Below are 20,173 nucleotides of genomic sequence, written 5' to 3' on the forward strand. Positions count from 1 at the left end.
GATAAAACCTTAAAGCACCAAGTACAGAGAACAAAGCATTTTTTTCTCAAGTACGGTAGGGCATACCGAAACTATCTCTGAAATGGGATGAACGACTGGGGAGACTCACCCCTCTGGAGTAGGTTAGGAAACTAGCTTGCTGTAAGGGTTGTCAATGAATCAGTAATCCAAAGCCGTGAGGCTTGGAGAATCCCCTTTCTTTAGAAATGGGGAGTATGTCAAAATCTCAGTATCCTATGCCAAACTTAATGGCATAGAGTTAAAAATAGCCATGTTAGTATTCGAGGCTAAATTACGAGGAACAGACGAGCAGTACGTCATCTTGGATGAGATGATTAGAACTGCTCGTTTCGTGCGTAATAGCTGCCTGAGATACTGGATGGATAACAAAGGGGTCAACAGGTATGATTTGAACAAATATTGCAAAATACTCAGAGAACAATTTCAATGGTGCAAGAAGCTCTCAGCGCAAGCCTGTCAAGCTAGTGCTGAAAGGACATGGAGTGCTATTGCTAGGTTTTTTGATAATTGCAAGAAAAAGGTTCCGGGCTTGAAAGGCTTTCCTAAGTTCAAGAAACATCAAACTCATGGCTCAGTCGAGTACAAAGTTGATGGATGGGTGTTATCGGATGATCGATTAACCATTACATTTAGGGATGGTTTTAAAGCTGGAACCTTTAAGATGTGGGGAACTCGCGATTTACATTTTTACCAGAAAAAGCAGATTAAACGAGTGAGTGTTGTGCGTCGAGCCGATGGATATTATGTTCAGTTTTCCATCGACCAAGAGCGAAATGAACAACATAAACCCACTAATCGGATGCTAGGCATAGATGTTGGTTTAAACTATTTCTACACTGACTCTGATGGTAAAAAAGTAGAAAACCCAAGGTTCTTGAGAAAAGCCGAGAAGTCTTTAAAACGCGCACAAAAACGTGTTTCTCGTAGAACTAAAGGGTCAAGAAATCGCTTCAAAGCCATTAAGAAATTAGGTAAAACGCATCTCAAGATATCAAGGCGGCGTAAAGACTTTGCAGTAAAGACTGCTTGGGCGCTTATCCTATCGGCAGATTTGGTAGCCATTGAAGACCTAAAAGTGCGGAATATGGTTAAGAACCACAATTTAGCTAAATCAATATCTGATGCTAGTTGGACATTGTTTAGACAGTGGTTGGAGTATTTTGGGAAAGTGTTTGATGTGCCAGTGATTGCTGTTGCACCTCATTACACATCTCAAAACTGTTCCAATTGCGGACAAGAAGTTAAGAAAACTTTGTCCACTCGCACACATCAATGCCCACATTGCGGTTATTTAGATGACCGTGACACAAATGCCGCCATTAATATTTTGATGAAAGCATTGCAAGGGTTAGCACAACTACCGAGGGGCACTCGGAAAGTAACGCCTGGGGATGAGATGATCCACTGCTTAGAGGGAGAAATCCCAAAAAGTAAGGTTGCTCGTAGAGCCAGGAATTCTCATCAGTAATGATGGGAATCCGCCTCCATAATCAAAGATTTGGAGGTGGAGGATGTCAAGGTTATGCACAAGCAACAGTTCAAGGTTTTCCAAAGTGCAAATGCTCTCAAGCACAATTTTGTTTCATCACTAGCTTTAGCTGGAGGTGTCGCGATCAGCTTGGGATTTATTAATATCATGCCGCTTCCAACTCATCGTTTTCAGTTTCAGCAACAAATTGGGGATCATCAACTCTCGGGCGTGTTTGAAGGAACAGACAAAAACGCCAATGGCCTGGTGGAATTATCGGAGTTAGACTCCTTTGAAGCCAGTTGGGGCGACTATTCCTGGACGAAAGAAGATTTAGAAGTCTTTAGCTGGGGAGAAAAAGCAATCAGTCAAAACCAAGAGAAAGTTTACGGTATCGAAGGACTGAACTTTTTCGCCCGAAGCCGCCAACAACTCAAATCCCAAGCTTTACAGGTTTGGAACCGACAAGTTAGCACGCCTGAAGGTTCATCCGAGAATCAAGGTGTTTATGGAATCGAGTATGCCGCCAACACACCCGATAATACCTTATTTTCTCAAGAGCAACTGCCCTTAGTCGTTAACCCCCTCCAATCTCCGGCAGATGTCTCTGTGTTGATGATGTTACTCTTGGTTGGAAGCGCAGGTTTATTGGTTTTAAATCCCTGTTTTTATGGCAACAGCCCTGACGGTAAACCCTGTTCGAGTCAAGGAAAAATTTAAAATTTGATCAACTCTTAGATCTTTGCTAGAGAACTCCTTTTGAACTGGGAATCGTTCCTGCACGTCGGGGATCAATTTCTACAGCCATTCGTAGCGATCGCGCTAAGGCTTTAAACGTCGCTTCAATAATGTGATGGGAATTAATCCCGTCTAACTGACGAATATGCAGAGTCATCAAACTATTATTAGCCAGGGCGACAAAAAATTCTCGCACAAGCTGGGTATCATAGGTGCCAACCCGTTGAGTGGGAATCTCTAAGCCATAACTCAGATGAGGACGCCCAGAAAAATCCAACGCCACCTGAATTAAAGCTTCATCCAGGGGGGCGACAAAATGACCAAACCGAGTAATTCCAATGCGATCGCCTAAAGCTTTGGCGAGGGCTTGTCCGAGCGTAATTCCGACATCCTCATTGGTGTGGTGATCATCTATTTCTAGATCTCCGACGGCTTGCACCTGCAAATCTATCAAGCCGTGAGAGGCGATTTGCTGCAACATATGATCGAGGAAAGGAATGCCTGTGTTGGCTTGACAGGTGCCGATACCGTCTAAATTCACTGTTACGGTGACATCGGTTTCCTTGGTTGTCCGTTTGACGGTTGCTGTGCGGGGACTCAAGATTAGTTAAAAGGTAAACTGTACAACCCTTATTCTACAAAACTTTCAACCTACAAGCTTACCAAGAGAAGCAGGTTTAGAGCAAGGTCGTTCACGACGGATTATTTTTGTGCTACAATAGTTTATCGTGGCTTGATGCCGATAATCTATGCTTGTGTATGAAATGAAGCTGCAAGGAACCCAATACCAGTACAGAAAGTTAGACGAAGCTATCCGTACTGGTAGGTTTGTTCGTAACAGCATCATCAAAGCATGGATAAATATATCTGTTTTGAAAATACCGTCGGGCAGACGGAAATCAACGCCTCCCGAGAGACTGATCTCGGCAGTGGCGGGGAAACCCAATCCTTGTAAGTCAACTCATAGAAAGAGGAAGCCCAAATAGTGATGTTTGGAATCTCCGTTGTTTACGACGGAGAGGATGTCAATAGACTTATTGATGGAATAGTTGAAGGTATTAATAACAAACTGAAATTGCTAAAACGTTGTGGATTTGGCTTGAGGAATTTTAGTAATGCGTGAATTAAGAGCTTTACTCTTCTGGCATTTGCCTAAAAATTTAGCACAGTAACTACGGAAGACCCGAAATCTTAGACTTGTCCTCAGAAACCGGGTTGATTTAGGGCTTAATTAGCCTCAGCCTCCACTTGAATCATTTCAACATCCTCAATCGCTTGACCCTGATGGACTAAATCTTGATGATCGTTGGTACTTAAACTGACTCGCAGTTGATTTTGTCCGGGTTTGAGGGTGCTGAGATAATACCAATTCCCATAAATTCTCGTTATTTTTTCCCCATTCACATACAAGTGAGCGTGTCCTTCTCCGGGGCGGGCTTCGCGGCTGGCCTGTTCGGGGGCAAAGCGGAAATTCGAGACTTTGACTTCAAGATTCCATCCTCTAACGTTATCAGGATGAACCACTAAATCAACGGTTGGAACGGGTTGACCCTCGGGAATTTCCATCGGTTCGTGAGGGTGATTTCCCTGAGATTCGTGAGTCAGTCCTAGTCGATTTCCAGTGACAATCATCGCGATCGCCATCACAATTGTTATCCAATATTTCGCGCTCATCTCACAACGCAACTCCTCTATCTGCAACAATCGCTAGAAAAGCAATAGAGGGATTGTAAGTCGCAGGTTAAAGCGCGTCAAAAGACAGGCTGTCAAAGTTCAATCTATTCAACTAAAATAGGGGCTTTAAACAACTTATAACAGCCTGTAAGCCTGTTGAAATCCAGGTTTGATCAATTCAGAGGTTCAACCCATTAAGTTTGTTAAATTTCCGCATAAGCCCGTTCAACTAAACGACGAGCCAGGGTTTGAATTCCCGTATGTTCATAATAATTGGTACTCATATCCAGGAATGCACCCAAATAATCCAATTTATTATCGCTAAATTCTACAAAACTTTGCAAGCTATTAGCAACATTTGTAGGGGTAATACCGCGATCGCTGACAAAATCTCCCATCCAACCGGAAACCGAAGAAAACGCTTCTCCAATAAAGCCCAACTTACTACTTTTACTCTCCCCAGGAATTGCGTCTTCCATTTCTTTGAAGCCAGGGTTTTCCTCTAAGTCTGAAGGGGAAAGTCGTTCGATCCATTCTGAAACAGCTTGTATAAAATCAGGCCCCAAAGGAATTAACCCATCAAAACAAACTAAAGCCGCCATCCGCATCAAAGCGTCCCCGCTATAATCCCCCAAAGATCCAACAAAGTCACCAATACTATCTCCCGGAATGCCATTGATCGCGCAGAAACCCAATAATTCCCCAACAACTTTCAGTGAGAGATCTATCGTTTGGGCTTTGGCAGGTTTAGGAGTCAGACTCGTCAACAAACCTCCCACCAGAGGAATTTTGCCTCCCACCATATTGGCAAGAGTAGCCGTACCGATCGCCCGACCCGATCCGCTAATCGTTTGATAAAGCCACAAAGCCCGTTGATAGCCTTCTGACTTATCATTGAATAGGATTACAGCCCGATCGCGGATTTGCTGAATTAGGTCTTCGTCGTCTTCTCCGGTAACAGTACGGATAGTATTGTCAAACCCGACCAAATTATCCCATTCCCCCGGAATCACAAAATCTAGGGCGTGTAGGGCTTTAGTTGTAATATTGTCTGTGGGAAGCTCATCGACCAACTTAATAATGGATTGGCTCACAGTTGTTTTCCTTGTTAATAGAGGGTAGTTTTCTTCAGTGAATTAAACAAAAAAAATCGATAATTTCTATTGTTTATTCTGGCAATTTCGAGATTATTTGACTCGGGCTAAACCCGTCAGATTAAAGTTGACTAACCATTCTTCGCGATCGCTTTCTGTAAAAGAATCCGACTGAGAAGTAACTTTGACTTGATAGCGCTCAGCAACTAAAATAGCGGTTGTATTTTTACCCTGAGTGACTGCGGGATATCCAGCAATCTTTTTACTACTTTCTCGAAACTTAGAAACCGCACTGGGATTACTAGCAACATCATTAATAGAAAGTAAAGCTAAATCTGTACTCCCCTGTGACAATTTAGCTTGAGCAAACCCTGATTTTTCTTGACGATAAGTAAGTTTATAGTCTCCCTCACTTTTCGGGAAGAATTTGTTAAACGAGCCTCCGGAGACCGGTTCAGCCGCTATCGTTTTGTTGCCTCCTGAAGTCGGTTGACTCGTCGTTGGGGGAGCAGAAGTCGTCGTCGTTGAACTACAACCGGAAACAAACAGCGACAACGCTAACACACAGGCGATGAGAATACTCGGTAAACGTTTGAAGATCATCATCATCACTCTCTGAGAAGGTAAAGGAACGGGAAAAATTATCCCTCTATTCTAGAACTCAACGGCATCGTTGACATCTTCTTCTGGAGGGATTTAGACAGTCACCAGTAAAAAAGTCCTGTAGGGGCGGGTTCTGCAATGATCTCTGTTTCCCAGTAGTAAGTTAGATCAACCCGCCAAAGCCCGATAACCGGCTGGGGTGGGGGGCGGGTTTATACAGGTTATTTGTCAGAAACATACATCAATTGAGAACCCGCCCCTACAAAACTCTTGCCTGTTGCCTATTGCCTGTTGCCTATTTCAAGTTGTTGGTTGAGAAATTTGCCCCATTGAGCAGCGAGAGGAATTTCTGTAAAGGGAACCCGAACCGGAGTTGCTTCAAGTTTTAACTGAAATTCCAACTCGATCTCCTTACCCTTTTCTGGGGGAGAATCCAAATCAACCGAGTGATGATCAACGACGAGCCAAATTGATTGTACATCTTCTAACGACAGGGTTAGCAGATTAATCGGGCCTGTTCGCGTGGGCTTTCCCCAAGTCAGTTCAGTCCCTTTTAAACCCAATACGGCATAGATATCATACTTGGCTTTTTCAAACGTCTTCGCCCATTCACGATAGGCTTCAACCTTTTGGTATTCATTCCAACCTGACCAGGCTAACCCAAAGAAAACAATCAGTAGCGGAAGCCATAACAAACCTCGTTCCATAGCTTACCCTGCATAAATTGGCACTCAATTCTCATTCGTTACTCTATCGGGATAGATACAATGGGAGAACTACGTTATTTGTCTGGGACTCTTTCGACGAATAACCCGTAACGCAGGATAACGAATGATGAAAAGATTTTTTCTGCTGTGCTTATTCTTAATTGGGCTTGGCTGGGCCGTGTCTAGTTTCTCCGGTTTGGCTGCCCGAGGCACATATGATTCGATTGTACTAGACTTTCGCGAAGAGATTGGGCAAGCTGAGATTACGAATCAAATTCAGGCGATCGCTCAAAAGTATCAAGTGATTCCCTATCTCAACAGCGAATTCTCAACATCCGACAATATTTACATTGTTCGCGGTAACAAGCAACTGCTCAAATCCTTGAGAAAAGCTCAAGCGAAGAACACCGAATACATCGAACCCAACTATATCTACTCTATCGGTTACAGTACAGACTTCGACAACGGCGTACTCTATGATGCTGTTCCTAGCACTGATGCTGTTCCCTTTTATGGTAGCATTCCCAACGATCCCCTTTACGGTCAACAGTGGAACCTCCGCAGTATCAATATCGAAACCGCTTGGAGTGAAACTCATGGCGAAGGCGTAACTGTAGCCGTGATTGATACTGGAGTCAGTCAAGTTCCTGATTTAAAAGATACGGAATTCGTGGGCGGCTACGATTTTGTTAATGATCGCACGGAAGCGTCCGATGATAACGGTCATGGTACCCACGTCGCTGGAACGGTTGCCCAATCAACGAATAACGGTTACGGTGTGGCTGGAGTTGCCTACAACGCGAAAATCATGCCGTTAAAAGTCTTAAGCGCAGGCGGTGGCGGTACGGTTGCTGATATTGCCGAAGCGATTAAATTTGCGGCGGACAATGGCGCTGACGTGATTAACATGAGTCTTGGTGGTGGCGGTGAAAGCCAGTTAATGCAAGAGGCGATTGATTATGCTTATGACAAAGGCGTTGTCATCGTAGCTGCCGCCGGAAACTCTGGACAAAACGCAGCCGGATATCCCGCCCGTTATCCGAAAGTGATTGGCGTTGCGGCTTTAGATGCGACAGGCAAGAAAACCCCCTATTCCAATTTTGGGGCTGGGGTTGATATTGCTGCCCCGGGTGGTTTAACTGAAGATGAAAATACAGCAGGCGGTATTCTCCAAGAAACCATTGATCTGACAACAGGCGGATCAACGTTTGCTGCATTTCAGGGAACCAGTATGGCATCCCCTCACGTTGCTGGAATTGCGGCGTTAATTAAAGCATCGGGTATTACTGAACCTGAAGATGTCGCCCGTGTGATCAAAGAATCTGCCCGCAAGGTAGAAGAAGACCCCCTCAACCATTTTGGTGCAGGTCATGTAGACGCAGGAAGTGCGGTACAACTGGCGCTGAAAGGACAAATTACCTTCCGTGACTTCTTCCGATGGTTGCGCGATAGCGGTTATCTCAATCCTCGTTTTTGGATCGATGGCGGCGCTGTGGCGTTATTACCGAAGATTGGCATGGTGTTGGGTTCTTATTTATTGGCTTGGTTCCTGCGAAATTACTTCCCCTTCCAATGGAGTTTTTCCATGATGAGTGGCTTGGTTGCAGGTTCTAGCGGTTTATTTTTCCTACGAGGATTCTATATCTTTGATCTTCCTCAATGGCCGATGCGAATGATGGGAAGTTCGCTGCCAGAATTGGGAAATGCGATCGCTGGAAATAGTCTATTAAACCCGATTTTTGCTAGTGTATTTATTCCGGCAATTCTCGTTGTTTTGTTCCTCGGACATCCAACTTGGAAATGGATCGCCATTGGTACGACTATCGGGGTTGCCAGTTGTTTAGGAGTTTCGGCGTTTATTTCTCCGGCTGTTTGGGGATTGGGTTCGGGAATAGTCGCCCAAGGTTTCCTCGCCGTTAATGCTTTGTTGTGTTTAGGATTGGCGTCTTTAGCCCTAAAAGCTGAAACAAGGACAATATAAACCATGAAAATTCAAGGCAAAATTGAACACAAAGGGTTCGGAACTGGCGCTTGGGCGTTAGTGACGGATGACAAAACTTACGAACTTAAAGATGCGCCTTCTGACCTGAAAAAGAAGGGGTTAAAAGTAGAGGTTGAAGGTGAAGTTCGTGAGGATGTTTTTACGACTGCAATGATCGGCCCGGTGTTAGAAGTGAAAACCTTTAAAGTGAAGGAATAATTTCAGGGTTGGTCGTTATTGAAGGGGTTTGTAGTTGTATTTCGGTACAGCTACAGCCCTGACTAGAGTTATCGATAAAACCTTTAGGGAAGTTTGTAGCTTGCAACTCGGATGATTAATTTTCCTTCTTTTGGGTTGCGAGTAAAAATAAAAGCACCTGATGCTTCTTCACCCCCAGAGAGATAGTCTATTTGTTGTTCGCCTGCTTGTTGAATATTTTCCTCTTCGATTTGAAGTTCTGCAAGAATTTGAACAGCAGTTGCGGTTTCGCCTCCTGTATTAGAAACCGTGAAGGGAACATAAAATTGAGTTCCAAACTGGCGAATTTCTTGCTCGACTATCACGGACAAAATGGGAGGTTGATCTTCTTGAACTTTCCATTGATAAAGAATCAGAAATATTAGCAATCCTAGAATAGAAATTGCAATTCCAAAGCTTAAACGTTCAGGAAAAGAACGACGTTGAATCGGTTTGGAATTGGGATCACTTTCACTCATACGGCTAAACGTCCTGCTGCACCACCAATACTTGCGGGAAGTCCTAATAAAATAGTATAACGCATCCAGAGAAACCAAGGATCAGCGAAACTTAATTTTTGAAAAAACAACAACATTAGAACGGAAGCTAATAGAGAAATTAAGTAAGAGAAAATCGTTTCACTTTCGGGGGCTTGAAAGAGTCCTTGGTGCTGTCTACGTTCTTTCTGTCGAGAAAAACCAGCCACGAAAACAATCATATAGGAAATGAGTAAAGATGCAAAAATAATGGCAATTAGCCAAGGCGGAGAAGACGCAACGCCTAATTCCGTGACTTCATCTGTCGGTGCAATACTAAAAGCAATAATCATGGCTCCCGTCATTGTTCCACTTAAGTCGGATAATGTATCATTAACTCTTGCTTTTTTAGAGCTTTTCTTGAAAGTAGAATGTTGATTTTTATCTTGATCATCTGAAGAATTATTCGGCTCATCTTCACTCAAAATCAATCGACTCAAAGCCACACCGATTGCAAAAGGAACACTCTCGAATATAATTTTTCCTAAAGCTTCTTCTAAAGACGTTTGTAAGGTAATTCGCTGTAACAGAATCATAATCAGGGTAGCACAGACAACTGCAATTGCCAAAGCTTCTATACTCTCAAAAAAAGCATCACTGAAGGTCTTTCGTTTTTTTCGCCGAAAGCCTTCAATCCGATTAAAAAATAAAACAACACAGTAGGTTACTGCTAAAATACAGAGCATCAAAGGAGGCTGTAAATAAGAACCTGCTTGCCAAACTTCAAAGGTATATAGTAACGGAATTCCAAAGAGGAAACCTCCGGCTGCTCCTCGAATAATATCATTAATTTCTTTTTGCCAAACCGGATTTAGTCGTAGATTATGGATCTTTTTGATCATTGACTCAATTCGTCAACCGTGATGTGAGTTTTTCCTCTCCTTGAGATCGACTGAGATTAATCGCTTGATCTGAGTAGAGATAATCTTTTTATTATACCCCGACTAAAATTGCTTGTGTTAATCAAGTTAGAGTTGGTTTACTGTAAAGCATTGGCCTGACTCTATCTTATCAAATAGTCCATAGGGCTGAATTGTATTAAAATTTATTCAAGAAAAAGATCAAGAATCCCTAGATAAAATTCACTGAACAAGAGAATTTAACGATCAAAAAACTCGGCAAACCTGAGTTAATTTTGGGTGAATCAAAGTTTGATAATGTTCTTTAATGACATCACTCCTTAAATCAGGGATGAACCGGAAATCTTCAGTTTCTCAAAGAAGCGGCTGATTGATTCACAAGTCGTTGACTGTAGATGACGATATACAAAATTAGGCAAACCAATGATAAACTAATTTATCTGATTCTCTAAAATTTTTGCAGTACACTAAAAAAAAGTAATACAGAGCAATGATAAACCGGAACAGAATCAACTCAAAAAAGGATCGTCAAGCCTCTCAGCGTCGCCTTTTGACAACATTGAAACGCAGTTTAAGTAGCAGTTATGGGCTATTGTTACTGTTAATTCCGCTTGTACCAACTCTAGCGATCGCAGCAGAAGAAGCGACAACCAAGCCATCAGGATTTCTCGGTTTGCTGGATGCGGTGTTTTCCCAGATGGTGAACTTTCTCGCCCAAATCTTCTTCTTGGAAATCTTCGGTTTTCCCTTTATTGTATTGTGGTTGATGATCGGGGCAATTTTCTTCACACTGCGGATGGGTTTTGTCAATATTCGCGCCTTTAAACACGCAATTGATGTCGTCACAGGTAAATATGATAACCCTGATGATGAAGGGGATGTTTCCCACTTCCAAGCCCTCGCTACCGCCCTCTCGGGAACCGTTGGACTGGGAAATATTGCTGGGGTTGCGATCGCGGTACAAGTCGGTGGCCCTGGGGCGATTTTTTGGATGACGCTGGGCGGCTTTTTTGGGATGTCGAGTAAATTTGTTGAATGCAGTCTCGCCCAAATGTATCGCCGCATCCAACCGGATGGCACCGTTGCAGGCGGACCGATGTATTATCTATCCAAAGGCTTAGGTGAACGAGGTTTACGCCCTCTCGGAAATGGACTGGCGATATTATTTGCTATTCTCTGCATTTTAGCCAGTATGGGCGGCGGAAATATGTTCCAGGCGAACCAAGCTTATGCCGCATTAGCCGGGATTATTCCGGCTTTACCCAATTGGGTTTTTGGATTAGTTGTAGCGGCATTAGTTGGGTTTGTAATTATTGGAGGAATTCATCGAATTGCATCGGTTACGGCGAGATTAGTTCCGGCAATGGCAGTCATTTATGTATTGGTTTGTTTGTGGATTTTATTAAGCAATTTAATCGAAATTCCGGCGGCATTCGGCACTATTATTACACAAGCTTTTGCTCCCGAAGCTGTCGGCGGCGGGTTTATCGGAACATTAGTTCAAGGGGTGCGACGCAGTGCTTTTTCTAACGAAGCCGGAATGGGTTCAGCCGCGATCGCCCATTCAGCCGCCCGTACCGATGAACCGTTACGAGAAGGAATTGTCGCCTTACTTGAACCGTTTATCGATACCATTGTCATCTGCAATTTAACAGGTTTAACGATTGTGATTACAGGTGTTTATCGCAATACCACTGCAACGGAATTAAATGGCGTTGAATTGACGGCGGCGGCGTTTAGTTCGGTGATCAGTTGGTTTCCAATTATTTTAGCCATTGCAGTCGTTTTATTTGCTTTTTCAACGATGATTTCTTGGAGTTATTACGGCGAAAAAGCTTGGGGTTATCTGTTTGGTGCAGCCAGTGTAATTATTTATAAAGCCATTTATGTCGCCTGTGTGTTTATTGGTTCAGTTGTGAATTTAGGCTCAGTGTTGGATTTTAGCGATATGATGTTGCTCGCAATGGCATTTCCTAACTTGCTAGGCTGCTATATATTATCAGGAAAACTCGCATCTGCACTCAGCGATTATATGAACCGTCTCAACTCAGGACAAATGCCTGTTTATTCTCGAGAAACCTCTAGTTAATCCCTATTTTTCTGTAAAGGCGTGCCATCAGCACGTCTCTACAGCCGCCAATTTATTCCTAAAGTTAGAGAAAATCTTGACGATTTATCGAAGTTCCCTCAAACGATAGATGAAAAACCTTGTGCTTTTTTGGTGTAATGGTTGTGATGACTCCAGAAAAAGGTTTTTATTTATGCCTAAGATCAATATTGGTTTAACAGACGAACAACGTCAAGGTGTGATTGAATTATTGAATGTTAGTTTAGCAGATATGTATCTGCTGTTAATTAAAACCAAAAAATATCATTGGGATGTAATTGGGCCTCAATTCCGCACGCTACATGAACTGTGGGGAGAACACTACGAAGCTTTAACTGTTAGTATTGATGCTACAGCCGAACGTACACGGATGTTAGGCGGTTATCCGATTGGTACTGCACAAGGATTTTTAGATAAAGCAAGCATTCGAGAACACGCTGGAGATTTGCCGAATGCGAACGAAATGGTACTACGTTTAGTCAACGATCACGAACAAATTATTCGGAATTTACGCGAAAATATTGATCGCTGTTCTGAAGAATTCCATGATGAAGGAACGGCTGATTTCTTAACGGGATTGATGGAACAACATGAAGAAATGGCGTGGATGTTGCGTTCTTTCCTAGAGGGAGAACAGTTAGAACCGAGCGGCAAAATTCCGAGCGATCGCATTAAAGCTGGAATGAAGTAAGATTCAGGTGCTAATACCAATTAGGCTGGAATTAGTGATTGATGCCTAATTTAAGCTTGAAGTTTGGAGTCAGAAACTTTGAGTCTGGCTTCAGACTTTTGAAAATAATTCGGTTCATCTCAAACTAGACATTTTCATCAAAAACGCATGGTTCCATTAAAAGACGAAAATCCGATTCACATTACACCAATTGTTACCTATGTTCTCATTGGTTTAAATGTTCTGATATTTTTGATCGAGTTAATTTTATCACCGGATCAACTGAATAATTTCTTTCATCTCTTTGCCGTTGTTCCCCAAGAGTTATCCGCCAGTTTTAACGGAATTTCAGTTCATCAACCTGTTCCTGAGTTTTTGACTCTGTTTACCTCTCAGTTTCTTCACGCTAGCTTTATTCACGTTGGCTTTAATATGTTATTTCTGTGGATTTTTGGAAATAACATCGAAGAAGAACTTGGAGGCGTTAAATTTATCATTTTCTACTTAACTTGTGGGGCTTTGGCAGCTCTTTCTCAATATATTTTAGCAACAGAATCAGCGATTCCTTCTTTGGGGGCGAGTGGTGCAATTGCTGGGGTAATGGGGGCTTATATTCTGAAGTTTCCCAAAGTGAGAATATTAACCTTAATTCCTCTGGGAATCTTCTTTTACACTATCCGAGTTCCCGCCTTTCTTTTCTTAGGATTTTGGTTTGTTCAACAAGCTTTTAGCGGAATTTCTATGTTAGAAGTTCAAACCGCAGTCGGAATGGATAGCGGCGGTGTTGCCTATTGGGCGCACGCAGGCGGCTTTATCTTTGGTGCAGTATTAGCGTTCTTATTAGGGTTATTTTCCCGCACCTCTTACAACGAAGATTCGATAGTAGATTGGTAGTTTAATAGCAATTAAAACTCTCTTTTAAATCGCTACAAAAATTAGAGTTTTTACCTGTATCCCAACACTCCAAAGGACATGATCAACTCATGTTCTTTTTTCTTGATTAATTTCATTCGATAACTGCGATCGCACCCATTTTCTAAACTCTCGCATTCTCGCATTTTCACCTTTCTGCAAATCTGGGGTGATAAATTTTCTTAACTCTTTTACCGGAAAGGATTCAAAAGCCAAACTGGTTTCTGACTCGATATATTCTTTCCCATCCTGTAATAAATGAACGCTCAAGTTTCCATTTCGCCAACGCCAAACCTCGGGAATACCCAGTTCCGCATAAATAGCCATTTTATCCATTGAAGAACTACTTAAATCAATTTCAATCACCAAGTCCGGTGGCGGATCTGTGCGGAGATCAATATTTAACTTTCCGCGAACTTTGGCTTCATTCTGAATATAAAAACATTCATCCGCCTCTTTACCCGCTTGTTTCGGTTGCGATCGCCATGTTGTTGACTTCAAACCCCGAATTTCCAACCCCAATTCTTCCGAAAGAACAACCACCAACCTTCCCAGCGTCCAACTGTAAGTTTCATGTTCGGGTAGAGGTGTCATTAATTCTAACGTTCCTTTATAATAAGTTAGTCTGGGAGTCGAACGCTCTGCAAAAATCTCCAATAGTTTTTCGTAGGTTTCCCAACTGACATCATATAAAATTAGCTGATAATCTACAGAATTGGGAGGAGAGGGGATTGCTTGAACCATAATAATTTAGATAATGTTAAGTAGGGTGGGTGAAATTAATCCGTTAGTGTTTAACCAATTAAGTTATCGTTGATCACCCCTACAACTTACCAAATTTCTTGAAGATTGAGAATAAAACCCGGTAAAACATCTTCTCCCGATAACGTTGTTGGAGACTCTAACACCCGAACCTCTTGATTTTGACGATAAATTTCAAAACTTTTATCAATTAGACCTTACGAATTCGGACAGTTGATGGTGTAATTACAGTAAAAGCACCGAATAATTCTTCTTCGTGTTGACTAATGACTTGAGAAACAATTTCAGCTTTGCGAGTTGTAGATAATCCAGATAATCGAATTAAGACAACACCCGTAGCAATACGTCTCAAGCGAAATACTAATTCACCGAAATCTTTATCAACCGTTAACAAAACAGCATTCTCTTGATTTGCTAAATTTAGCACAGCATCATCAGAAATTCCGGGTTCCATTTCCGCAATGTACCAGACTCGGTATTCTGCTAGTCGCAAGCGTTCAACAATCTGAGCATCTAAACCTTCATCAGCTACAAATTTCACACGGCTTTCTCCACAGGATAAATCACATCTGCTCTTAACGCTTCAACTGCAAATTTTAAAGCAGCTTGAATGGCTTCTGAGGTTAGTCGGGGATGAGAAGCAAGAATTTGTTCTGGGGTTTCACCAGAGGCGAGTTTTTCGAGAATTAACTCAACGGTTATTCGAGTACCAGCAATAACGGGTTTTCCCATCATTACTTGCGGATCGGAAATGATTAACTGTTGGTGTGCTTCTATCATCATTTATTCTCCAGTTCTTATTAACAACAGTAGCACAAGTTTAGTTCGATTCAATGAACATCACAGTCTGCGATCGCACTGTTCCCGGATTCTAACATTTCCTATTAAATTAACTTACCAATAAGTAGGGTGGGTGAGATTAACCAGTTAGTGTTTAAGCAATTAAATTATCGTTTCTCACCCTACAACTTACCAAATTTCTTGAAGATTGAGAATAAAAGCCGGTAAAACATCTTCTCCCGATAACATTGTTGGAGACTCTAACACCTGAACCTCTTGATTTGGGCGATAGATTTCGACTTGACGAGATTGAGGGTTAATTAACCATCCAAGACGAACACCATTCTCAATATATTCTTGCATTTTATCTTGAAGTGTTTTTAAACTGTCACTCGCCGAACGCAATTCAATCACAAAATCAGGACATAAAGGAAGAAATTTTTGGCGTTGTTCCGCAGTTAAACTCTCCCAACGTTCTAACGTTATCCAAGCAGCATCAGGAGAACGATCTGCACCATTGGGGAGTTTAAAACCCGTAGAAGAATCAAAAACTTTACCCAATTTATTTTCTTGATTCCAAAACCAAAGTTTAGCCGTTAATCCCGCATTATAGCTTCCCGTTTCTCCCCCCGTCGGTGACATGATGACTAAATCTCCATTATAATTTCGTTCAAATTTCAAATCCCGGTTATTCTGACAAAGCTGAAAGAATTGCTCATCTGTCAGTTCAATTGATTCTAGGTTCAAAGTGAAGTTTGTCATGGGGATGAATCAACTCAAGGCTATTTATTAGTATAAATTATAAGATAGGCGATCGCGAAGCGTGCCGGAGGCGATCGCAATTTTCCCGGATTATAACAATTTCTATTAACAACGTAACCCCCTTATTTCCACATCTATGCAACATAAGTATGCTCCTACATTTCAGTCCTCAAACTTGCTAAACTTCCGGTTCAATTCCTGCGGCTCTTAATTGTGCTGCTAGTCGTTCGGCTCTTGTTTCTGCTCGTTCTGCTCGTTCATTTCCTGTTAACAATAAATTCCCTTGAGCATCCCACCATCGCAACCAGGGAGCCGTTAAGTTTTGATATTGACCTTCCCAAATTCCCAGTTCTACTTCTAAGGGTGCAATCAAATAATGACCCCGCTCATTCGGTGTTAATAATTCATATTCACCGCCAACTAAATAATAAACTTCAACGCTGGCTTTTTTGACTTCATAAATCCCATAAAAGGCGGGACGAATGATCTGTTCATAAACCCAGAATTTTCCGGGTTTTTGTTCAGCAGACTCTAAACGGGAAAGAGGGGTTTTATCCCGTTCTTCTCGTCCATCTCCCGATACAAACTCTAAGACAATTAACGGCGCGATTAATTCTCGCCATAACACATAAGAACGCCGAAATTCACCGTCTAGCGTGGGCGGAACATTGGGAACATAAAACCAGTCGGGAGCAATAGCACCTCGTTCGGGGGGGTCTGTCATCCGCCAGTAAATACCGCAGTCTTGACCGATACAATATTGTCCGTCTGAATGTCGTTTTTGTAAGACAGGTTCAATAGAGTCAGTTAGCAGAATGCTTTGGGGATGTTCTTGGAAGTTTTTCACAAAAGTACCATCCGACTCTGGGAGTTGAGTATGGTCGGGAAAAGCGGTTAGTTCGTTGACGGTAGCAGTCATATTTAAAGACAAATCTACTATTTTCGTAGTTTAGCAATCCCCATTAAAAAAGACAATATCACTTTATCAGTAAGTAGGGTAGGTGAGATTAACAAGTTAATGTTTAACCAATTAAATTATCGTTTCTCACCCACCCTACAATTAAGTAGAAATTAAACGTTTTTTCGGTTCGGGAATGGTTCGCCCTAATTCTTGAGCCGTTTTGATCCACTCTTGCATGATCACTTCTACATTTTGCAACGCTTCCTGATAGGTTGAACCATCAGCCATACATCCGGGGAGTTCGGGAACTTCTGCAATAAACGCTTCATCTTCTGAACTCCAGAAAAGGATTATTTCATAATAATGTCTTGTCATATTAATCAGTAAAACTTGAATCAATAATTCTAGGAAAATTCATTTTTTAGATGATTATAAAGCTCCTGAACATTTAGTGGTCGAGTGGTATTACCCGAACGAATGTAAAATTCAGGGATTGTAGATTCTCCTTTCATAAAAACAGGCATTAAGGATTTTTTGACTTCTACAGCACAAACATTCTTTCCATTAATAATTTCAAATCTAATCCTAATTAGCCGCATTATTGCTGAGTCAAAATGTGTTGTGATCAGCTCGACAAGTTTTTGCTGAAAGCCGTCAATAGATTTCTTCTTCAGCAGCGAGATATCTTTTTCTAAACCGAATATATTTCCATCATCTTCTACTCCAATAATCAATGTTCCCCCATCAGAGTTAAGAAAGCCAGCAATAGTTTTTAGAACATTAAAGCAAAGCTTTTTATTCTGACAATCCTGTTTGACATCCCATTGTAATGTACTTTTGAATTCTAGAGTCTGGTTTTCTGGGAGTGACACAAGTTCAGAGATGGGTCGGTAGTCGCCTATTTTGCGAATTGTTGTTAAGAAACGCCGCAGCTTTCGATCTTCAATACGCTTTTCTAGAGCTTCTTTTGTTTCTGCTGCATCAATAACAAATTTATTAACAACAGCAATATATTGACCCAAATAATCATTCTCTAGTTCTTCTATATTTTCATTAATCCATTGTTCATTTTGAAGATTTCCCCATTGATTAAAATAGGCGATCGCTTCTTGAATAGAATCGTGAAGTGCTTCAAAGACATTACCCCGCATATTCTTTGAGATGTAATCCCACGCTCCCATCTTGAAGGCTTTTCGACAATCAAAAACGGTATCATTTGCAGTTAAAATAATGACCACAGAACTGAGATTTAGTTCTTTAACTTGTTCGAGAATATCAAAACCACTGTCATCTTTTTCCATTCTCATATCTGCAATAATGACATCAAATGGATCGGACAGTTTTTGACGAGCTTGTTCAACATTAGAAGCAGTTTCAAGATTATGATAACCAAAATCTTCAAGCCACTCCTGCAACTCATTCATAAACCGAGGATTGTCCTCAACCAGCAGTAAATGAACATTTTCAGTGTTTTTTGTACTTTCCATTTTGAGTTTACCTATGTGTAAGGAATATAAATTTCAAATCTTGCTCCACTTTCTCCAGTTTCCGAAATATGACCTTGCATTTTCGCTAAAGTTTTACGAATAATAAAAAGTCCTAAACCACTGCCTTTTCCTTCTTTTGATGTGGTTTGGAGAGGTTGAAATATCCAATCTTTTCTATCATCTGGAACACCTTTGCCATTATCATAAAACTGAATATGTAAGTATTTTTGTTGACCTGGAATAGTCATTCCTCGAATTCCGGGCGGATTTATTGCATCCTCTGACTTAATATAAATTTCTAAATTCTCTTTCTCTACATTGTGCTTGATAGAATTTTCAACTAACTCATTTAATGCACTTTTAATTTTTTCCTCATCGCTGTTAAATTCTGATTCACTATTCTGAATATCCAGATAAATAGAAGCATTATCAAGCTTGGAAGTCTCCGCCCACTTTTTAAACAATTCTTTGACTTGGAATCGAGATTTCCGAATTGTGATTCCTTCATTAATTGCTTTTAAATCGTTCAAAGCATTTTGAGTATATTCCAGTTGTTCTAGAAGCTTTTCAAATTTAGAATATTGTGAGTCATTTTTGTCAATTTTTCGGATGGCGCGTCTGGTTTTTGACTCCAGAATTGCCAGTTGATTATTTACAAAATCTGAGATATCGTGAGCCGTTTTAGAAACAATATGGATAATGGCTGAATAGTTATCTGCTGGTATAGATTGAATTTCAGCTTGTTGTTGCTCTCGACGAATTTGAATTTCATCTAAGATGCGATCAATTTCCTGAACAATTTGATTCAAGAGAGGATATTCCCCATCGGAGACGCGCAATATTCTATAAGCAATGCTTTTCAAAATGTTAACCTCATTGGCAATTTTATGATACATCGCCCGGTTTAACATTTCGGTATCGCTCAAACTGCTTTTAGAATCTGTTGCAAACATCTCAAAATAATCTTGCTCACTCAAGTTTAATGTTAACATTTCATACGCCTGAGCATAGCGAGGGGAATCCTCTGTAAATTCCTGAAGCATCTTAGTTGCACGTTCACTATAGGGATCGTTTGCTAGAATACTTCTGGCACTATACAATAAAGTTTTTTCTTTGTCACTAGAATTGTTGATGGCTTCTTCAAAATACTGATCCCCTTGGGGGCGCTCTTGGATAGCATAATGTAGTCTTCCCAAAGTGATACGAATAACATTGGCATGGTAGGGTTGAAGCTCATCTATATTAATTTGTTGAAGTTGAGAGATAGCCTCGGAATAGCGCTCTAAGTTTTCCAAGGAACGAGCATAAATAAATAATGCGTAATTGTCGGGGTAGAGAGCAGTAGAACGTTCCAGAACAGTACAAGCTTTCTCATAATTTTTAGTTTTCAACAGAGCTTTTCCATAATAAACCAAAATTTTAGTATTATTTGGCTCAATTTGTAATGCTTGTTCATAATATTGCAGTGCTTGTTCATGTTTTCCAGTCCGACTGAGAATATTAGCATAGCGAGTTAGAGTTCTGAAATTATCAGGTGCGAGTTGTAAAGCTTTCTCTAAAGTTGATATCGCTTTTCGGTATTCTCCATTTTGGCTGAGAACATTGGCGTAGCTGTTTAGAGTTCTGACATCATCAGGTTCAAGTTCTAAAGCTTTCTCTAAAGTGGTAATCGCTTTTTCTGTTTCTCCAATTTTTCTTAGAATGTCGGCATAGTTGGTTAGACTTATGACATCATTAGGTTCAAGTTCTAAAGCTTTCTCATAAGTTGATATCGCTTTTCGGTATTCTCCATTTTGGCTGAGAACATTGGCGTAGCTGGCTAGAGTTCTGGCATTATTAGGTTCGAGTTGTAATAATTTCTCAAAAGTTGATA

General features: G+C 41.2%; 23 protein-coding genes and 2 pseudogenes. 9 read left to right on the plus strand and 16 right to left on the minus strand.

Going from position 1 to position 20,173, the window contains the following annotated elements:
* Positions 1 to 271: 271 nt before the first annotated feature.
* Positions 272 to 1,489, plus strand: coding sequence for an RNA-guided endonuclease InsQ/TnpB family protein (locus WN50_RS27155; protein ID WP_049561352.1), 1,218 nt, complete (start codon positions 272 to 274; stop codon positions 1,487 to 1,489).
* Positions 1,490 to 1,543: 54 nt separating this feature from the next.
* Positions 1,544 to 2,209, plus strand: a complete 666-nt coding sequence (locus WN50_RS27160; protein ID WP_046280997.1) for a hypothetical protein — start codon at positions 1,544 to 1,546, stop codon at positions 2,207 to 2,209.
* A 25-nt stretch (positions 2,210 to 2,234) separates the two neighbouring features.
* Here WN50_RS27160 and hisB read toward each other — a convergent pair whose 3' ends face one another.
* A complete protein-coding gene (hisB, locus tag WN50_RS27165) occupies positions 2,235 to 2,831 on the minus strand; it encodes an imidazoleglycerol-phosphate dehydratase HisB (RefSeq protein WP_046280996.1) in 597 nt (198 codons plus the stop codon).
* Positions 2,832 to 2,976: 145 nt separating this feature from the next.
* On the opposite strand from hisB, the pseudogene WN50_RS37865 reads away from it, so the two are divergent.
* Positions 2,977 to 3,090 (plus strand): annotated as a pseudogene (locus tag WN50_RS37865) (RNA-guided endonuclease TnpB family protein); the annotation flags it as partial.
* Positions 3,091 to 3,215: 125 nt separating this feature from the next.
* Positions 3,216 to 3,350 carry a transposase gene (locus WN50_RS37870; RefSeq protein WP_407659554.1) on the plus strand — a complete coding sequence of 45 codons (135 nt, stop codon included), beginning with the start codon at positions 3,216 to 3,218 and terminating at the stop codon, positions 3,348 to 3,350.
* Positions 3,351 to 3,454: 104 nt separating this feature from the next.
* Here the strand turns inward: WN50_RS37870 and WN50_RS27175 are convergent, their stop codons facing one another.
* The 4 genes from WN50_RS27175 to WN50_RS27190 form a co-directional block, all read right to left on the minus strand.
* Positions 3,455 to 3,901 (minus strand): hypothetical protein, encoded by a 447-nt coding sequence (locus WN50_RS27175; protein WP_046280994.1) that lies wholly within the window; start codon positions 3,899 to 3,901, stop codon positions 3,455 to 3,457.
* A gap of 203 nt (positions 3,902 to 4,104) precedes the next feature.
* Entirely contained in the window at positions 4,105 to 4,995 is an 891-nt protein-coding gene (locus WN50_RS27180; protein WP_046280993.1) for a hypothetical protein, read from the minus strand.
* A 93-nt stretch (positions 4,996 to 5,088) separates the two neighbouring features.
* Positions 5,089 to 5,604 (minus strand): hypothetical protein, encoded by a 516-nt coding sequence (locus WN50_RS27185; RefSeq protein WP_342586791.1) that lies wholly within the window; start codon positions 5,602 to 5,604, stop codon positions 5,089 to 5,091.
* A 275-nt stretch (positions 5,605 to 5,879) separates the two neighbouring features.
* Positions 5,880 to 6,305 carry a hypothetical protein gene (locus WN50_RS27190; protein ID WP_046281342.1) on the minus strand — a complete coding sequence of 142 codons (426 nt, stop codon included), beginning with the start codon at positions 6,303 to 6,305 and terminating at the stop codon, positions 5,880 to 5,882.
* A gap of 127 nt (positions 6,306 to 6,432) precedes the next feature.
* On the opposite strand from WN50_RS27190, the gene WN50_RS27195 reads away from it, so the two are divergent.
* Positions 6,433 to 8,286: a S8 family peptidase gene (locus WN50_RS27195; protein ID WP_046281343.1), complete on the plus strand. Its 1,854-nt coding sequence runs from the start codon at positions 6,433 to 6,435 to the stop codon at positions 8,284 to 8,286.
* A 3-nt stretch (positions 8,287 to 8,289) separates the two neighbouring features.
* The gene (locus tag WN50_RS27200) at positions 8,290 to 8,505 is read left to right on the plus strand and encodes a hypothetical protein (protein WP_046281344.1); all 216 of its coding nucleotides are present in this window, start codon (positions 8,290 to 8,292) and stop codon (positions 8,503 to 8,505) included.
* An 83-nt stretch (positions 8,506 to 8,588) separates the two neighbouring features.
* Here the strand turns inward: WN50_RS27200 and WN50_RS27205 are convergent, their stop codons facing one another.
* The gene (locus WN50_RS27205) at positions 8,589 to 9,002 is read right to left on the minus strand and encodes a TIGR02588 family protein (protein WP_046281345.1); all 414 of its coding nucleotides are present in this window, start codon (positions 9,000 to 9,002) and stop codon (positions 8,589 to 8,591) included.
* A complete protein-coding gene (locus WN50_RS27210; RefSeq protein WP_046281346.1) occupies positions 8,999 to 9,901 on the minus strand; it encodes a TIGR02587 family membrane protein in 903 nt (300 codons plus the stop codon). Before WN50_RS27210 ends, WN50_RS27205 begins: the two co-directional genes overlap by 4 nt.
* Positions 9,902 to 10,409: 508 nt before the next feature.
* On the opposite strand from WN50_RS27210, the gene WN50_RS27215 reads away from it, so the two are divergent.
* From WN50_RS27215 to WN50_RS27225, 3 genes are all read left to right on the plus strand, one after another.
* Positions 10,410 to 12,008: an alanine/glycine:cation symporter family protein gene (locus WN50_RS27215; RefSeq protein WP_046281347.1), complete on the plus strand. Its 1,599-nt coding sequence runs from the start codon at positions 10,410 to 10,412 to the stop codon at positions 12,006 to 12,008.
* Positions 12,009 to 12,180: 172 nt separating this feature from the next.
* Entirely contained in the window at positions 12,181 to 12,717 is a 537-nt protein-coding gene (locus WN50_RS27220; protein WP_046281348.1) for a Dps family protein, read from the plus strand.
* A 147-nt stretch (positions 12,718 to 12,864) separates the two neighbouring features.
* Positions 12,865 to 13,590, plus strand: a complete 726-nt coding sequence (locus WN50_RS27225) for a rhomboid family intramembrane serine protease (RefSeq protein WP_046281349.1) — start codon at positions 12,865 to 12,867, stop codon at positions 13,588 to 13,590.
* 87 nt (positions 13,591 to 13,677) lie between these two features.
* On the opposite strand, the gene WN50_RS27230 is transcribed toward WN50_RS27225, so the two are convergent.
* The 9 genes and pseudogenes from WN50_RS27230 to WN50_RS27265 all read right to left on the minus strand — a co-directional run.
* Entirely contained in the window at positions 13,678 to 14,352 is a 675-nt protein-coding gene (locus WN50_RS27230) for a Uma2 family endonuclease (RefSeq protein ID WP_046281350.1), read from the minus strand.
* Positions 14,353 to 14,438: 86 nt separating this feature from the next.
* Positions 14,439 to 14,546: pseudogene (locus tag WN50_RS36640) on the minus strand (Uma2 family endonuclease); the annotation flags it as partial.
* Between the two features lie 14 nt (positions 14,547 to 14,560).
* Positions 14,561 to 14,911, minus strand: coding sequence for a DUF5615 family PIN-like protein (locus WN50_RS27235; protein WP_046281351.1), 351 nt, complete (start codon positions 14,909 to 14,911; stop codon positions 14,561 to 14,563).
* Positions 14,908 to 15,153, minus strand: a complete 246-nt coding sequence (locus WN50_RS27240) for a DUF433 domain-containing protein (RefSeq protein ID WP_235441149.1) — start codon at positions 15,151 to 15,153, stop codon at positions 14,908 to 14,910. The genes WN50_RS27235 and WN50_RS27240 overlap by 4 nt, the downstream gene beginning before the upstream one ends.
* A gap of 186 nt (positions 15,154 to 15,339) precedes the next feature.
* Complete coding sequence (locus tag WN50_RS27245) at positions 15,340 to 15,912, minus strand: Uma2 family endonuclease (RefSeq protein WP_046281353.1); 573 nt, start codon at positions 15,910 to 15,912, stop codon at positions 15,340 to 15,342.
* 178 nt (positions 15,913 to 16,090) lie between these two features.
* Entirely contained in the window at positions 16,091 to 16,831 is a 741-nt protein-coding gene (locus WN50_RS27250; protein ID WP_046281354.1) for a Uma2 family endonuclease, read from the minus strand.
* A 141-nt stretch (positions 16,832 to 16,972) separates the two neighbouring features.
* Complete coding sequence (locus WN50_RS27255) at positions 16,973 to 17,188, minus strand: type II toxin-antitoxin system HicB family antitoxin (protein WP_046281355.1); 216 nt, start codon at positions 17,186 to 17,188, stop codon at positions 16,973 to 16,975.
* Between the two features lie 29 nt (positions 17,189 to 17,217).
* A complete protein-coding gene (locus tag WN50_RS27260) occupies positions 17,218 to 18,300 on the minus strand; it encodes a response regulator (RefSeq protein WP_046281356.1) in 1,083 nt (360 codons plus the stop codon).
* Positions 18,301 to 18,311: 11 nt separating this feature from the next.
* A partial coding sequence (locus tag WN50_RS27265; protein ID WP_200906367.1) for an ATP-binding protein occupies positions 18,312 to 20,173 on the minus strand: 1,862 nt, incomplete at its 5' end.

Source organism: Limnoraphis robusta CS-951, assembly GCF_000972705.2.

What these genes read in the sequence shown, in the direction of transcription:
- WN50_RS27155 (WP_049561352.1), top strand. Translation starts at nt 272, where the DNA reads ATGTTAGTATTCGAGGCTAAATTACGAGGAACAGACGAGCAGTACGTC.
- WN50_RS27160 (WP_046280997.1), top strand. Translation starts at nt 1,544, where the DNA reads ATGCACAAGCAACAGTTCAAGGTTTTCCAAAGTGCAAATGCTCTCAAG.
- WN50_RS37870 (WP_407659554.1), top strand. Translation starts at nt 3,216, where the DNA reads ATGTTTGGAATCTCCGTTGTTTACGACGGAGAGGATGTCAATAGACTT.
- WN50_RS27175 (WP_046280994.1), bottom strand. Translation starts at nt 3,901, where the DNA reads ATGAGCGCGAAATATTGGATAACAATTGTGATGGCGATCGCGATGATT.
- WN50_RS27185 (WP_342586791.1), bottom strand. Translation starts at nt 5,604, where the DNA reads ATGATGATGATCTTCAAACGTTTACCGAGTATTCTCATCGCCTGTGTG.
- WN50_RS27190 (WP_046281342.1), bottom strand. Translation starts at nt 6,305, where the DNA reads ATGGAACGAGGTTTGTTATGGCTTCCGCTACTGATTGTTTTCTTTGGG.
- WN50_RS27195 (WP_046281343.1), top strand. Translation starts at nt 6,433, where the DNA reads ATGAAAAGATTTTTTCTGCTGTGCTTATTCTTAATTGGGCTTGGCTGG.
- WN50_RS27200 (WP_046281344.1), top strand. Translation starts at nt 8,290, where the DNA reads ATGAAAATTCAAGGCAAAATTGAACACAAAGGGTTCGGAACTGGCGCT.
- WN50_RS27205 (WP_046281345.1), bottom strand. Translation starts at nt 9,002, where the DNA reads ATGAGTGAAAGTGATCCCAATTCCAAACCGATTCAACGTCGTTCTTTT.
- WN50_RS27210 (WP_046281346.1), bottom strand. Translation starts at nt 9,901, where the DNA reads ATGATCAAAAAGATCCATAATCTACGACTAAATCCGGTTTGGCAAAAA.
- WN50_RS27215 (WP_046281347.1), top strand. Translation starts at nt 10,410, where the DNA reads ATGATAAACCGGAACAGAATCAACTCAAAAAAGGATCGTCAAGCCTCT.
- WN50_RS27220 (WP_046281348.1), top strand. Translation starts at nt 12,181, where the DNA reads ATGCCTAAGATCAATATTGGTTTAACAGACGAACAACGTCAAGGTGTG.
- WN50_RS27225 (WP_046281349.1), top strand. Translation starts at nt 12,865, where the DNA reads ATGGTTCCATTAAAAGACGAAAATCCGATTCACATTACACCAATTGTT.
- WN50_RS27230 (WP_046281350.1), bottom strand. Translation starts at nt 14,352, where the DNA reads ATGGTTCAAGCAATCCCCTCTCCTCCCAATTCTGTAGATTATCAGCTA.
- WN50_RS27240 (WP_235441149.1), bottom strand. Translation starts at nt 15,153, where the DNA reads ATGATGATAGAAGCACACCAACAGTTAATCATTTCCGATCCGCAAGTA.
- WN50_RS27245 (WP_046281353.1), bottom strand. Translation starts at nt 15,912, where the DNA reads ATGACAAACTTCACTTTGAACCTAGAATCAATTGAACTGACAGATGAG.
- WN50_RS27250 (WP_046281354.1), bottom strand. Translation starts at nt 16,831, where the DNA reads ATGACTGCTACCGTCAACGAACTAACCGCTTTTCCCGACCATACTCAA.
- WN50_RS27255 (WP_046281355.1), bottom strand. Translation starts at nt 17,188, where the DNA reads ATGACAAGACATTATTATGAAATAATCCTTTTCTGGAGTTCAGAAGAT.
- WN50_RS27260 (WP_046281356.1), bottom strand. Translation starts at nt 18,300, where the DNA reads ATGGAAAGTACAAAAAACACTGAAAATGTTCATTTACTGCTGGTTGAG.